This window comes from Microbacterium sp. AC145, assembly GCF_979258505.1.
The window spans coordinates 2905274-2917325 of record NZ_OZ409859.1 but is presented as its reverse complement, the minus strand read 5'-3'; the positions used below and the strand labels follow the sequence as shown (position 1 = coordinate 2917325).

At 67.7% G+C, this 12052-nt stretch carries 16 protein-coding genes; 8 read left to right on the top strand and 8 right to left on the bottom strand.

Annotated features, from left to right (window positions below; all coding sequences use genetic code 11):
- Nucleotides 1-50: 50 nt before the first annotated feature.
- The 3 genes from ACZZZN_RS14035 (at nucleotide 51) to ACZZZN_RS14025 (ending at nucleotide 2249) form a co-directional block, all read left to right on the top strand.
- Entirely contained in the window at nucleotides 51-296 is a 246-nt protein-coding gene (locus ACZZZN_RS14035) for a hypothetical protein (protein ID WP_463505752.1), read from the top strand.
- Between the two features lie 65 nt (nucleotides 297-361).
- Complete coding sequence (locus ACZZZN_RS14030) at nucleotides 362-532, top strand: CsbD family protein (RefSeq protein ID WP_463505751.1); 171 nt, start codon at nucleotides 362-364, stop codon at nucleotides 530-532.
- A 166-nt stretch (nucleotides 533-698) separates the two neighbouring features.
- Nucleotides 699-2249, top strand: coding sequence for an MFS transporter (locus ACZZZN_RS14025; protein ID WP_463506600.1), 1551 nt, complete (start codon nucleotides 699-701; stop codon nucleotides 2247-2249).
- Nucleotides 2250-2294: 45 nt separating this feature from the next.
- Here the strand turns inward: ACZZZN_RS14025 and ACZZZN_RS14020 are convergent, their stop codons facing one another.
- Nucleotides 2295-2852: a MarR family winged helix-turn-helix transcriptional regulator gene (locus ACZZZN_RS14020; RefSeq protein WP_463505750.1), complete on the bottom strand. Its 558-nt coding sequence runs from the start codon at nucleotides 2850-2852 to the stop codon at nucleotides 2295-2297.
- Nucleotides 2849-3094, bottom strand: coding sequence for a hypothetical protein (locus ACZZZN_RS14015; protein WP_463505749.1), 246 nt, complete (start codon nucleotides 3092-3094; stop codon nucleotides 2849-2851). The genes ACZZZN_RS14020 and ACZZZN_RS14015 overlap by 4 nt, the downstream gene beginning before the upstream one ends.
- Before the next feature lie 120 nt (nucleotides 3095-3214).
- Here ACZZZN_RS14015 and ACZZZN_RS14010 point away from each other — a divergent pair, with 120 nt between their 5' ends.
- From ACZZZN_RS14010 to ACZZZN_RS13995, 4 genes are all read left to right on the top strand, one after another.
- Complete coding sequence (locus ACZZZN_RS14010) at nucleotides 3215-3670, top strand: MarR family winged helix-turn-helix transcriptional regulator (protein WP_463505748.1); 456 nt, start codon at nucleotides 3215-3217, stop codon at nucleotides 3668-3670.
- 119 nt (nucleotides 3671-3789) lie between these two features.
- On the top strand, nucleotides 3790-4122 hold the full coding sequence (locus tag ACZZZN_RS14005) for a DUF7882 family protein (RefSeq protein ID WP_463505747.1): 333 nt from the start codon (nucleotides 3790-3792) through the stop codon (nucleotides 4120-4122).
- A gap of 3 nt (nucleotides 4123-4125) precedes the next feature.
- Nucleotides 4126-4422, top strand: a complete 297-nt coding sequence (locus ACZZZN_RS14000; RefSeq protein ID WP_463505746.1) for a hypothetical protein — start codon at nucleotides 4126-4128, stop codon at nucleotides 4420-4422.
- Between the two features lie 98 nt (nucleotides 4423-4520).
- A complete protein-coding gene (locus ACZZZN_RS13995; protein ID WP_463505745.1) occupies nucleotides 4521-5744 on the top strand; it encodes an MFS transporter in 1224 nt (407 codons plus the stop codon).
- A gap of 219 nt (nucleotides 5745-5963) precedes the next feature.
- On the opposite strand, the gene ACZZZN_RS13990 is transcribed toward ACZZZN_RS13995, so the two are convergent.
- The 5 genes from ACZZZN_RS13990 to ehuB all read right to left on the bottom strand — a co-directional run bounded on the left by ACZZZN_RS13990 (nucleotide 5964) and on the right by ehuB (nucleotide 9904).
- Nucleotides 5964-6716 (bottom strand): SDR family NAD(P)-dependent oxidoreductase, encoded by a 753-nt coding sequence (locus ACZZZN_RS13990; RefSeq protein WP_463505744.1) that lies wholly within the window; start codon nucleotides 6714-6716, stop codon nucleotides 5964-5966.
- A 122-nt stretch (nucleotides 6717-6838) separates the two neighbouring features.
- Nucleotides 6839-7645: an ectoine/hydroxyectoine ABC transporter ATP-binding protein EhuA gene (gene ehuA / locus ACZZZN_RS13985; RefSeq protein WP_463505743.1), complete on the bottom strand. Its 807-nt coding sequence runs from the start codon at nucleotides 7643-7645 to the stop codon at nucleotides 6839-6841.
- Nucleotides 7629-8285, bottom strand: a complete 657-nt coding sequence (gene ehuD, locus ACZZZN_RS13980) for an ectoine/hydroxyectoine ABC transporter permease subunit EhuD (protein ID WP_463505742.1) — start codon at nucleotides 8283-8285, stop codon at nucleotides 7629-7631. The genes ehuA and ehuD overlap by 17 nt, the downstream gene beginning before the upstream one ends.
- A complete protein-coding gene (locus tag ACZZZN_RS13975) occupies nucleotides 8282-9001 on the bottom strand; it encodes an amino acid ABC transporter permease (protein ID WP_463505741.1) in 720 nt (239 codons plus the stop codon). Before ACZZZN_RS13975 ends, ehuD begins: the two co-directional genes overlap by 4 nt.
- Before the next feature lie 12 nt (nucleotides 9002-9013).
- Nucleotides 9014-9904, bottom strand: coding sequence for an ectoine/hydroxyectoine ABC transporter substrate-binding protein EhuB (gene ehuB, locus ACZZZN_RS13970; RefSeq protein ID WP_463505740.1), 891 nt, complete (start codon nucleotides 9902-9904; stop codon nucleotides 9014-9016).
- Between the two features lie 227 nt (nucleotides 9905-10131).
- On the opposite strand from ehuB, the gene ACZZZN_RS13965 reads away from it, so the two are divergent.
- Nucleotides 10132-10887 (top strand): GntR family transcriptional regulator, encoded by a 756-nt coding sequence (locus tag ACZZZN_RS13965; protein WP_463505739.1) that lies wholly within the window; start codon nucleotides 10132-10134, stop codon nucleotides 10885-10887.
- Between the two features lie 94 nt (nucleotides 10888-10981).
- Here the strand turns inward: ACZZZN_RS13965 and ACZZZN_RS13960 are convergent, their stop codons facing one another.
- Complete coding sequence (locus ACZZZN_RS13960) at nucleotides 10982-12028, bottom strand: NAD(P)-dependent alcohol dehydrogenase (protein WP_463505738.1); 1047 nt, start codon at nucleotides 12026-12028, stop codon at nucleotides 10982-10984.
- Nucleotides 12029-12052 lie beyond the last annotated feature (24 nt).

The following is a 12052-nucleotide window of genomic DNA, read 5'->3' as shown; positions in this document are numbered from 1 at the left end:
GGTATATGACTAGTTCATCTAGTAATCTTCTGCCCGAGGAAGGTGATCACATGTCCACGACCATGCAGACCCGCGCCGGAAGCACGCGTTCTTCGCGCCGTGCACTCGCCGCGGCGGACTCGATCAGCCTCGCTCCGCTGTCGGCCCGGGAGGCCGTCGGCCGCTCGACGGGCATCGAACCGGTGGCGATCGGAGTCGCACGCTCCCCTCTGTGGGGAGCGCTCGGCGTCGCGGGTCTCGTCGCCCTCGTCGCAGCCGGATCGCTCGCGCTGATCGCCGAGCTGCTGCCGCTCTGATCCGAAGACCACACAGACCACACAGACCACACAGACCACCGTAGGAAGAGAGAAAGGAACCCCTCATGGGACTCGACGACAAGATCAAGAACACCGCTCAGGACCTCACCGGCAAGGCCAAGGAGGCCGTCGGCAAGGTGACCGACAACGAGAAGCTCGAGGCCGAGGGTCGTGCAGACCAGGCCAAGGCCAGCGTCAAGAAGGCCGGAGAGAACGTGAAGGACGCGCTCAACTGAGAGCCGTCACAGTGTGCGGGGAGGCGACATCGGTCGCCTCCCCGTCGTCTGTTCCGGCGCGTTGCCTGACGAGCCGGAATGCAGGAGAGAAGAGGACAGCATGTCGGACACGGTCACGAACAGCACCGTGAAGAAGGACTCCCTGTGGCGGCGCCTCGGCCGCCGAATGGGTCTCGTCAAGGACGACGAGCTCCGTCGCCTCACTGTCGATGACGTGACCGTCGTCGATCGACCGATGCTGCGCCGTGCTGTCGCCGGCACCGTGGTCGGCAACCTCATGGAGTGGTACGACATCGGCGTCTACGGCTACCTCGCCGTCATCATCGGCCGCGCATTCCTGCCGGATGCCTCGGCCGGAGCCCAGTCGCTGTTCTCGCTCGGTGTCTTCGCCGTGACGTTCGTCGCGCGTCCGCTCGGCGGCATCGTGCTCGGGCAGCTCGGCGACCGCATGGGCCGCCAGCGCGTGCTCGCCTTCACGCTGATCATGATGGCGGCGGCGACGTTCCTCATCGGCGTGCTGCCGGACTTCTCGGTGATCGGCGTCTGGGCGCCGATCCTGCTCATCGTGCTCAAGCTCGCGCAGGGCTTCTCGACCGGTGGCGAATACGCCGGGGCCACGACCTTCATCACCGAGTACGCGCCGGACAAGCGCCGCGGCTTCTACGCCTCGCTGCTCGATCTCGGCTCGTACATGGGCTTCGCCATCGGCGCCGCGTTCGTGTCGATCCTGCAGCTCACGCTCTCGGCCGAGGTCATGCAGGGCTTCGCCTGGCGCATCCCGTTCCTCGTCGCGCTGCCCCTCGGACTCATCGCGATCTACTTCCGCCTCAAGATCGAAGACACTCCGGCCTTCCAGGAGGCGCAGGAGTCGGCGGCGCGCGCCGCCGACGACGCGAAGGCATCTGCGGATGCTCCCAAGGGCGTCATCGCGCTGATCCGCGCCTACTGGCGCGAGCTGCTCACCGCATTCGTACTCGTCGCCGCCGCGAACACCGTCGGCTACGCGCTCACCTCGTATATGCCGACCTATCTGACCGGAACCCTGGGGTACGACGAGGTGCACGGCACCCTGCTCACGCTGCCGGTGCTCGTCGCCATGGCGCTCAGCATCCCGCTCACCGGCAAGCTCTCCGACCGCATCGGGCGCCGCAAGGTGCTTTTCGTCGGCTCGGTGTCGGCGATCGTGCTGGCCGTGCCCGCTTTCCTGTTCATGATGCACGGCGAGATCTGGTCGACGCTGCTCGGCCTCGCGCTGCTCGCCTTCCCGGTGACGTTCTACGTCGCGAACCTCGCCTCGTCGTTGCCGGCACTCTTCCCCACCTCGTCCCGCTACGGCGGCATGGGCATCTCGTACAACCTCGCCGTCGCGCTGTTCGCGGGTACCGCGCCTGTCGTGATGGAGGCGCTCGTGCAGATGACCGGGTCGTCGCTCGCGCCGGCGTTCTACGTGATCGGCACCTCGATCGCCGGCTTCATCGCCGTGGTCGTGCTGAAGGAGTCGGCGCGCCGGCCGCTGCCCGGTGCCATGCCGAGCGTGCAGACGATCGAAGAGGCGATCGAGCTGGTCGAGACGCAGGAGGAGAACCCCGACCTCGATCTCGACGAGCTCTTCCCCGAGCGCCTCGAGAATGCGGAGTACGTGGCGCAGCTCGCCGAGCAGGCGCACCAGGACGCGCAGACGGAAGAACAGAACGAAGGTCAGGTCGAGAAGGCCTGATCGATTCGTCGGGTGGCCGGTCGGCGTTCGGCCGGCCCTCGGCGGTTACTCGCCCGTGCCCTCAGATTCCTCATGCGAGCGGATGACGTCGCGGAGCTCCTGGTCGAGGTCGGTCGCCTCTTCGATCGCCGAGGTCATTCCGGCGAGGAACCGCGTGACCACGGCGCGCTCCTTGTCGGTCATCTCGTCGACGAGGGCGAGCATCCGGCGGTGCATGGCGCCGAGCGTCTCGCGCACTTCGTCATCACTGCTCACGGTGGGCACCACGACGCCGGCGCGGCGGTCGGTGGGGTGCGGCTCGCGGCGGGCGTGGCCGCCCTTCTCGAGACGGTCGATGAGGGTGGTGGTGGATGCCGTCGAGATGTCGAGCACGCGCGCGAGGTCGACAGGGCGCACGATGCGGCCGGCGCGCTGCTCGCGCAGCAGGAAGCGGAGGGCGACGAGATCGGTCTCATTCATGCCCATCGATGCTCGGGTGCGGGCGCGCATCGCGGTCTCGGCGCCGCGGTATCGGCGCAGGAGGTTGAGGACGTCGACGGTGCTCGCGCTGTCGGATTCCGGATACCAGTACCCGCTGCGGGAGAACTCTTCAGGACCGGTCATCGTGCCATCTCGCCGTCGTCGCGGAGGTTGTCCTGTCGTTCACGCTCGAGCATCTCGATCGCGCCGGACTCCACCTCGGAGGGAACGATCTGCAGGATGCCGCCTGTGATCGCGTCGTGTTCTGCCGTGACGATCTGGTCGAGCCGCCACGCCGGAACGGAAGGGAACCGCTCGCGCAGGCGCTCGAGCATCTCGGCGTACGAGATGTACCCCGCCTCCTCGAGTGTGAATTGCTCGACCATGACGTCCCTTCCGGCAGACATCCATCTTCGCACCCGAACGGAGCGGACAGTGGCACGGAATATCGCTAGTCCGACTCGTTACATGACTTTCGAGTAGCATGGAGCGTTCAGGAGGTGACGATGGCCGGCACAATCCAGGGTGACACACGCACGATCACGTCGGAACTCGTGACGAGGGTCGATGAACTCCGCAGAGCCGAAGCACAGTTCGCGCGACGGCTCTCCGCTGTGCGCGCGCCCAACGACACCGACCGCGAGGCCATGCGCTTCATCGCGGATGCCACCGACGACGCCCCTGCGACCCCGGGTGGACTCGCCGCGCACCTGGGTGTGAGCACAGCAGCGGTCACGAGCATCCTCCGTCGGCTGCAGGATCGCGGTCAGGTGATCGTCGCGCCGCATCCCGCCGACGCGCGGTCGAAAGTGCTTCGCCCGTCGCCCCGTGAGAGCGGCTCGCCCGTCGACGATCTCACGCAGCGCATCGAGTCGATCGCCAGCGAGTTCACGCCGGATCAGACTCAGGTCGTCACCCGATTCCTCCGCCGTCTCGCCGAGGAGATCGGTGACCTTCCGTGACCGCGAGTGACGATCTCGGTTAGCCGGTCTTTGCTATTTAGCTAGGTAATCTAGTAATCTTTCTTCTAGCCATTCGCCTGCGGTCTTCGCGATCGAATCGTCTGCGACGAGGAGGAATCATGGGTTACCTGACCTACGGCAACACCAGCACGCCGATCGAGATCGGTGACGAGATGATGGCGCACCTGCGCACGGTGATCGTGACCAAGCTGCGGCGCAACGAGTCTTTCCCCCTGACGATCGACGCCTCCTCCGGGGTCGCCGAGACGCTCTGGATCCATGCGTCCATCCCGCTGCGCTTCGTGATGCACGAAGACGACCACGTTCTCGACCGCGCGCTGCTGGTGTCGATGATGAATGCCGCCAACTCCGCTCGCGGGCTCGATCTCACGAGCGACGAGTTCTCGTCCGCCCTGCAGGTCGCCCGCGAGCCGCACGCACTGAGCGCATGAGCCATGTCGACACGCATACGCAAGGCTGCGAAGGCGGCCAAAGCCTCCTCGGCCGGTAAGAGGGGCACCGCCTCTGTCGAACCCCGAGGTCTGTGGGTCGAGGTCGACCCCGGCTTCCACGTCGGCAACGACAAGCGTCAATTCCTCGGGTCGATCACCCGCGAGACCGACGGGTTCAGCGCCTTCGGCCCGAGCTCGGAGTTCGTCGGCAAGTTCGACGAGCTCGACGAAGCTAAGGAAGCCGTGATCATGGCTGCGGGCGCGAGCGCGCATCCGGTGGGTCCGGAGTCCCTGGTCTGACGATCGGCGCCGGTGGCCGGCGCCCGCGCGGGTACGGCCGATAGCCGTCCTTCCAGAGTGTCGCTGCGCTCCGCCATGAGGCGTGTACGATCGTACGCATGACTTCCGCCGAATCGATTCGACGATCTGCCCCGGATCGAGCCGCCCGACGCGCGCGCATCGCCGTCTCGGCCCTGTTCCTCACGAACGGCGCGCTCTTCGCCAACATCCTTCCCCGGTATCCCGAGATCAAGTCGACCCTCGGGCTCGACAACGTCGGCTACGGGTTCGCGATCGCGGCGTTCCCGGCCGGCGCGATCGCGGCCGGGCTTCTCGCTGCCGTTCTGATCCGTCGCTTCGGCTCCGCGAAGATCGCGGTCATCGGCACCGTCGCCACGGGGCTGGGCCTGCTCGCTGCGGCGCTCGCGCCCTCCGGCATCCTGTTCGCGCTCGCACTCCTGCTCGGCGGAGCATCCGATGCCATCACCGACGTCGCGCAGAACGCGCACGGGCTTCGTGTGCAGCGAAAGTTCGGGCGATCGATCATCAACTCGTTCCACGCGATCTGGTCGATCGGCGCCGTGCTCGGCGGCGGCATGGCGGCCGCCGCCATCGCCCTGCAGCTGCCGTTGGGCGTGCATCTCGGAATCTCGACCGCCGTGTTCGCCGCGGTCGCGATCACCGCGCTCGGCTTCTGCCTGCCCGGACGCGATGAAGAGGCGGATGCCGAGGCGACCGCCGATCCCGAGCAGCTGCAGGCGGCCGTGCGGCGGGGCGTCACCCCGCGCGTCGTGTTCGCCGTCATCGCCCTCACCCTCATCGCCATGGCCGGCGCGATCGCCGAGGACGCGGGCAACTCGTGGGCGACGCTGTATCTGTCGGAGTCGCTGGGAGCCGCAGCGGCGGTCGCTCCGCTCGGCTTCATCGCACTGGTCGGTGCGCAGTTCGTCGGACGGATGCTCGGCGACGGCATGACCGACCGTTTCGGCCAGCGCGCCGTGGCCAGGGTCGGCGGCCTCATCGCGACGGCGGGCATGACGCTCGCGCTCGTGTTCCCCAGCGTTCCGGGGACGATCGCGGGCTTCGCGGCTGTGGGATTCGGCATCGCGACGCTCATCCCCGCCGCGATGCACGCGGCCGACGAGCTTCCCGGTCTGCGCGCCGGCGTCGGCCTCACCATCGTGTCGTGGCTGCTGCGCCTCGGATTCCTGCTCTCGCCCCCGTTCGTCGGGTTCATCGCCGAGAACGAGAGTCTGCGCGCGGGGCTCATCGTCGCACCCGCCGCAGCGTTCGTCGCCGTGCTGCTGGCCGGGGTGCTGCCGGGGCGCACGCCGCGGCGCTGACGGCGGCGGCCGGCCGGTGGCGGCGGCGCGGCGGCGGCGCGGTGGCGGCAGCGGCAGCATCCGGCATCCGGCATCCGGCATCCGGCGTCGGCATCCGGCGTTCGGTGCGTCACTTCGGGGGCCGACACGCCACGTGCCGAACCGGACGCGCTTCGGGGGCCGACATCTGGTGTGTCGGCCCCCGAAGTGGTGGCGCCGGTCGCTGCGCGCCAACCGGACTCAGGGAGCGGTGTAGCCGCCGTCGACGAGGTGGTAGCTGCCGGTGATGAAGCTGGCGGCGTCGCTGGCCAGGAAGGCGATGAGGTTCGCGACCTCTTCGGGCTGGCCGAGGCGTCCGATCGGGTGCTTACTCACGAGGAACTCCTTCGCCTCGTCGCCCATGGTCGCGAGCAGCGGGGTGTCGATGAAGCCGGGGCCGACGGAGTTCACGCGCACGCCCTGCGCGGAGTACTCGAGGGCGGCCGACTTGGTCATGCCGACGACCGCGTGCTTGGCGGCGACGTAGGCGGGGGAGTTCGCGAAGCCGACGCTGCCGAGGATCGACGCGATGTTGACGACCGAGCCGCCGCCGTTCGCGAGGATCGAGGGGATCTGCGCCTTCATGTTGCGGAAGACGGCGTTGAGGTTGATCGAGATGACCTTGTCCCACGCGGCGTCGTCGTACTCGGCGGTGGGGGCGGATGCTCCGCCGATGCCGGCGTTGTTCACGCCGATGCGCAGCGGGGCGAGCGAGTTGGCGAGCTCGACCGAGCTGGCGATCCACGCGGTGTCGGTCGCGTCTCCGACGGATGCCTCGGCGGTACCGCCGGCGGCGCGGATCTCCTCGACGACCGCGTTCGCGTTGTCTGCGTTGAGGTCGTTGACGACGACGGATGCGCCGTTCTGGGCGAGCAGCAGGGCGGTCGAGCGTCCGATGCCGCTGCCTGCTCCCGTCACGATCGCCGAGCGGTTCGAGACATCGTACTGAGCCATGGGTGGGCTTCTTCCCGGGCGGTCACGGTTCCGGGAGATCTTCTCGGACGGTCCGTCCTTCTCTTCAGCCTACGCCCGTTGCGCGTAGATGGATGCGCGTGAATGAATCTTCCCGCGGATGCTCAGTCGTGCAGCACGGCGGAGAGGAAGTCGCGCGTGCGCTGCTCGCGCGGTGACGAGAACATGGTCTCGGGGTCGGCTTCTTCGACGATGCTGCCCTGATCGAACATGAGCACACGGTTCGAGACGTCGCGAGCGAACTGCATCTCGTGGGTGACGATCAGCATCGTGATGTCGGTCGTCTCGGCCACATCACGCAGCACGCCGAGCACCTCTCCGACGATCTCGGGATCGAGCGCGCTCGTGACCTCGTCGAGCAGCAGGATCTCGGGATCCATCGCCAGCGCGCGGGCGATGGCCACACGCTGCTGCTGCCCGCCCGAGAGCTGTAGAGGGTGAGCATCGGCCTTGTCGGCGAGGCCGACCTTGTGCAGCAGATCGGATGCCTTCGCGGTCGCCGCCTGCTTCGACATCCCGAGCACGTGCACGGGGGCCTCGATGAGGTTCTCCATCACGGTCATGTTCGGGAACAGGTTGAACTGCTGGAACACCATGCCGATGCGCTTGCGCACCTCGTTGCGGTGCTTCTCGCGCAGGGGCACACGCTTGCCTCCGCGCTCGACGTGGGTCAGCGGCTCGCCGTCGACGAAGATGTATCCGCCGTCGGCCTCTTCGAGCGTCATCACGAGGCGGAGGATCGTCGTCTTGCCCGAACCGCTCGGTCCGATCAGGGTGACGCGGTCGCCCCGCTGCACGTCGAAGGTGAGGCCGTCGAGCACGACGTGGTCGCCGAAGCTCTTGTGCACCCCGTCGAATCGGATGGCGGGAGTGGCGTTCTCAGGACGGGGATTCTCAGGAGGCGTAGGCAAGGCGCTTCTCCAATCTGCGGACGAGGATGGATGCCGGGTAGCTGGCGAGGAAGAAGATGATGCCGGCGAGGGTGATGGGTTCGAGGTAGCGGAAGCTGTTGCCGCCGAACTCGAGGGCGTTGCTGACCATGTCGGCGACGGTGATCGCGATGAGGAACGGGGTGTCCTTGAGCATCGAGATCACGTAGTTGCCGAGAGAGGGGACGGTCGCTCTGATCGCCTGCGGCAGTACGACGGCGGTCCAGGTGCGGCCGCGCGACATGCTCAGAGCGGTGGTCGCCTCCCACTGACCTCGGGGTACCGCGTCGATGCCGGCGCGGTACACCTCCGCCATATAGGTGGCGTAGTGGATGCCGAACACCCCGATGCCGATGATCAGCGGATCGACCGCCAACAGGGCGAAGTAGGCGAAGAGCAGCTGCACGACGATCGGCGTCATCCGGATGAAGTTCACGACGAAGCCGACGATCGCGGCGATCGGCCGGGGCGCGCTGCGGCGCACGACGGCGATCACGAGGCCGAGCACGGCGGCGATCACGCTGCCGACGATTGTCACGACGAGGGTGACGGTGAAGAAGCCCTCGAGAAGGCGGGGGAGCACCGCCCATGCGGTGTCCCAGTTCCAGACGGGGCCGTTCATGCTGCCGTCTCCCCTCGGGTGACGGGCGAGCGGAAGCGCAGCGTCTCGGCCAGCGATTCACCGCGGCCGAGCTTGTGCTTCGCGCGCACCTCGAGGGCGTTCATCGCCAGCGTCAACACGTACGCGATCACGAAGTAGAGGACCAGGCCGACGATGCCGTAGAAGAGGGTGTCGGTCTGGATGCGCAGACGATCGAGGGCGACGGTCAGGTCGACGAGTGTGATGAACCCGACGATCGCGGTGCCCTTGAGCAGCTGGATGAGCAGGTTCGTGAGCGACGGGATCATGAGCGCCCACGCCTGCGGGAAGATGACCCGACGCATCCGGTGGGCACGCGTCATGCTCAGCGCGGTGGTCGCCTCCCACTGTCCGGTGGGGACCGAGTTGATGGATCCGCGGATGACCTCGGCCCCGTAGGCGCCGTAGTTCAGGCCGAGTCCGAGGATGCCGCACAGGATCGGCGAGATCGTGACGCCCAGCTGCGGCAGCACGAAGAAGAGGAAGAAGAGCTGCACGACCAGCGATGTGCCACGGAAGAACTCGATGATCACGCGAGAGGCGCCGCGGATGACGACGTTCTCGGCGCGAGCCGTGAGGCCGAGGACCACCGCGACGATCAGAGCGAGGAGCGCTCCGCCCACGGTCAGCAGCAGCGTGACGAGCACGCCGTCGCCGATCGCGGGCAGAGCCGCCCACAGCGCGGACAGATTGTCCATTCGTCAGTGGCCTCAGCCGAGCTCTCCCGCGCACAGCTGCGCGGTGGTCAGGTCGGCGGGCGGCAGGTTCTCGGCGGTGAAGCCGTACTCGCCGACGAGGTCGAGGTAGGTCTGCTCGTCGCCGGTGACCTTGGCGAGCTGCTCGTTGTACGCGTCGAGCAGATCGGTGTCGCCGGTGCGGAAGACGGTCGAGCCGGCGCCGATCTGCGGCACGCCGTCGATCTCCTGCACGAAGGCCTCGGTCGTCTCGACACCGGCATCCGGGTTGTTGTCCGCCATCCAGTTCAGCGAGATCGCCGTCATCGCGAAGGCATCCGCGCGCCCGTTGGCGACGAGGTCCATGCCGGACTGCGCGTTGTCGACGGTGACGGTGTTCGTGATGCCGAGCTTCTCGGCGTAACCGCTCTCGATGCCTCCGCCGAGTACGGCGAGGGTCACGTCGCCGTTGTCGACGACGGAGTCGAGGTCGGTGAGCCCTGCGGGGTTTCCCTCGGGCACCATCAGCGCGGTGGTGTACATGATCTCGGGATCGCTGAACGAGGCTTCCTCGCAGCGCTCCGGAAGGATCGACATGCCGGCGCTGATCGCGTCGAACCTGCCGGCCTTCAGCCCGGGGATGAGCGAGTTCCAGTCGACCTCCACGACCTCGACGTCGTCGATGCCCATGCCCGAGAAGATCTCGCGGTGCATGGCGATGGTCGCGCCGGTCGGCTCGCCGCCCTCGACCCAGGAGTACGGGCGTTCGTCGGCGATCGCGACGGTGATCGTGCCGGAATCCTGTAGCTGTTCGAGTGTCGAGCCGCCCTCCGAGGCGGTGTCGGACGAGCAGGCGGCCAGGCCCACGGTGAGCGTGGCGGCGCTCAGTGCTGCGCCGGCGCGCAGAAGCGTTCGGGTGGAGGTCATGCGTTTCCTCTTTCGGTGTCGGGCGGTCTGTCCGGTGCTGCCGGACGACGCTGCCGTCGAGTTCAGGCCGTCGGCCACGTTAGGGCGGATCGCTCGAATGTGCACATTCAGACTGTCGGATTGTCTACATCTATACAAACTCGTTATCGTGAGGAACTCCCGGCGCGTGCTGAGCGCGCGCCGGGAGGCAGAATGGAGTCACCGTCGATCGACCCTCAGGAGCGCTCATGCCACTCACGCCTGCCCCGACCGGGCTGCCCGGCTCGGTCCTCCGCATGGCGCGGCCGTCGACCGTCGATCTGATCGCCGCCGAACTGCGCTCCGCGATCTTCTCGGGAGCGCTGTCGGTCGGCAGTCAGCTCGGAGAGGTCGACATCGCCGCTCAGCTCGGCGTCAGCCGCGGGCCGCTGCGCGAAGCCGCGCAACGACTCGTGCAGGAGGGCGTGCTGACGGCACTGCCGGGTCGCGGGCTCCGGGTGAGCGTCATCCCCGTCGAGGGCATCGCCGATCTCTACCGGGCTCGCCGTGCCGTGGAACGCGAGGCGGTGCGCATCCTCTCGCAGGCCCGTTCCGCGAGCGCGATCTCCGATCTCGAAGCCGCTCTGGCCGATCTCAACCGGGCCAGCGAGCAGGCCGACGCCATGGCCATCGGCGATGCGGACATCGTCTTCCATCAGCGTCTCGTCGACGCGGCGGCCAGCCCCCGACTGTCGCGGGCGATGGTGTCGCTGGCGCTCGAGACCCGCATCGCCAGCTTCAGCGCGACGGACGGATACACCGTTCCCGCATCCGTGTCTCCGACCTACGCTGCGCTCATCGAGGCCATCGTCGGTGGCGATGAGGCGACGGCGCTGGACGCGCTCGACGAGCAGTTCGACGACGCCGTGGCTCGCCTCACCGGGCGGCGCGACATCGAGACCGTCGAGACCGGTGCCGTGCAGGTGTCACCCGTGCTCGGCAGGATCGACATCGTCGAAGGGTGAGGGTGCCCGATCACCGGTGCAGACGGCAGCGGCCGCCCCGGCGGCGGTGAGCCGGAGCGGCCGTGATCAGCGGAGCATCCGCCGGGTCGTCGGTCTACGGGACGATGACCGCGCGGCCGCGGATGCTGTTCGAGGCGAGATCCTCGTATGCCTGGGGGCCGTCGTCGAGCGAGTAGGTCTCGGTCTGCACGTGGATCTTTCCCGCGCGCGCCAGGTCGAGCACCTCGATCAGCTCCGAGCGTGATCCCCAGTAGGGGATGCGCACGGCCGCGTCGTAGGCGATCGTGCCGAAGCCGAGCGACATGGTTCCGCCGCCGATGCCGACGATCGTCACGTCGGAATCGAGGGCAGCGACACTCTGTGCCAGGGTCATCGTCGGGTTCGCGCCGACGAAATCGAACACCGCGTTCGCGCCCAGACCGCCGGTGATCTCGCGGATCTTCTCGGCGGCGGAGGCATCGCTGATCAGCACGTGGTCTGCGCCGACTTCGGTGGCGAGTTCGAGCTTGGTGTCGTTCACGTCGAGAGCGATGACGGTGGCGCCCGAGATCGCCTTCAGGATCTGGATGCCGACATGGCCGAGCCCACCGGTGCCGATGACGACGGCGAAGGTGCCGGCGCCGAGCTTCGGGAGCGAGCGCTTGATCGCGTGGTACGGGGTGAGGCCGGCATCCGTCAGCGAGACGTTCTGCACGGGGTCGAGGTCGCCGAGCGGCACGAGGTGGCGGGCGTCGTCGACGATCATGTACTCGGCCATCGAGCCCTGGCTCCCGAGCCCGGGAGGACGGATGCCCTCGGCGGCGGCGTTGGTGCAGTAGTTCTCCATGCCCTGCGAGCAGTTGTGGCAGCGGCCGCAGCCCCACGGGCCGTAGACCGCCACGGCGTCGCCGACCTTGAGCGTCGAGTCGACGCCCTCGCCGATCTCGTGCACGATGCCCGCGCCCTCATGGCCGAGCGTCAGCGGCAGCGGATAGCTCTGCTCGAGATAGTCCTTCTCGGGAAGGCCCATCACGTAGTCGTCGGAGTGACAGACGCCGCCCGCGGTGATCTTGAGCAGCACCTGACCGGGGCCGGGCTGAGGAATCGGAATGTCGACGACGACGGGGGGCTTGCCGATCTCGACGTAACGAAGGGCTTTCATGAACTACTTCTTCCTGGCGCCCGA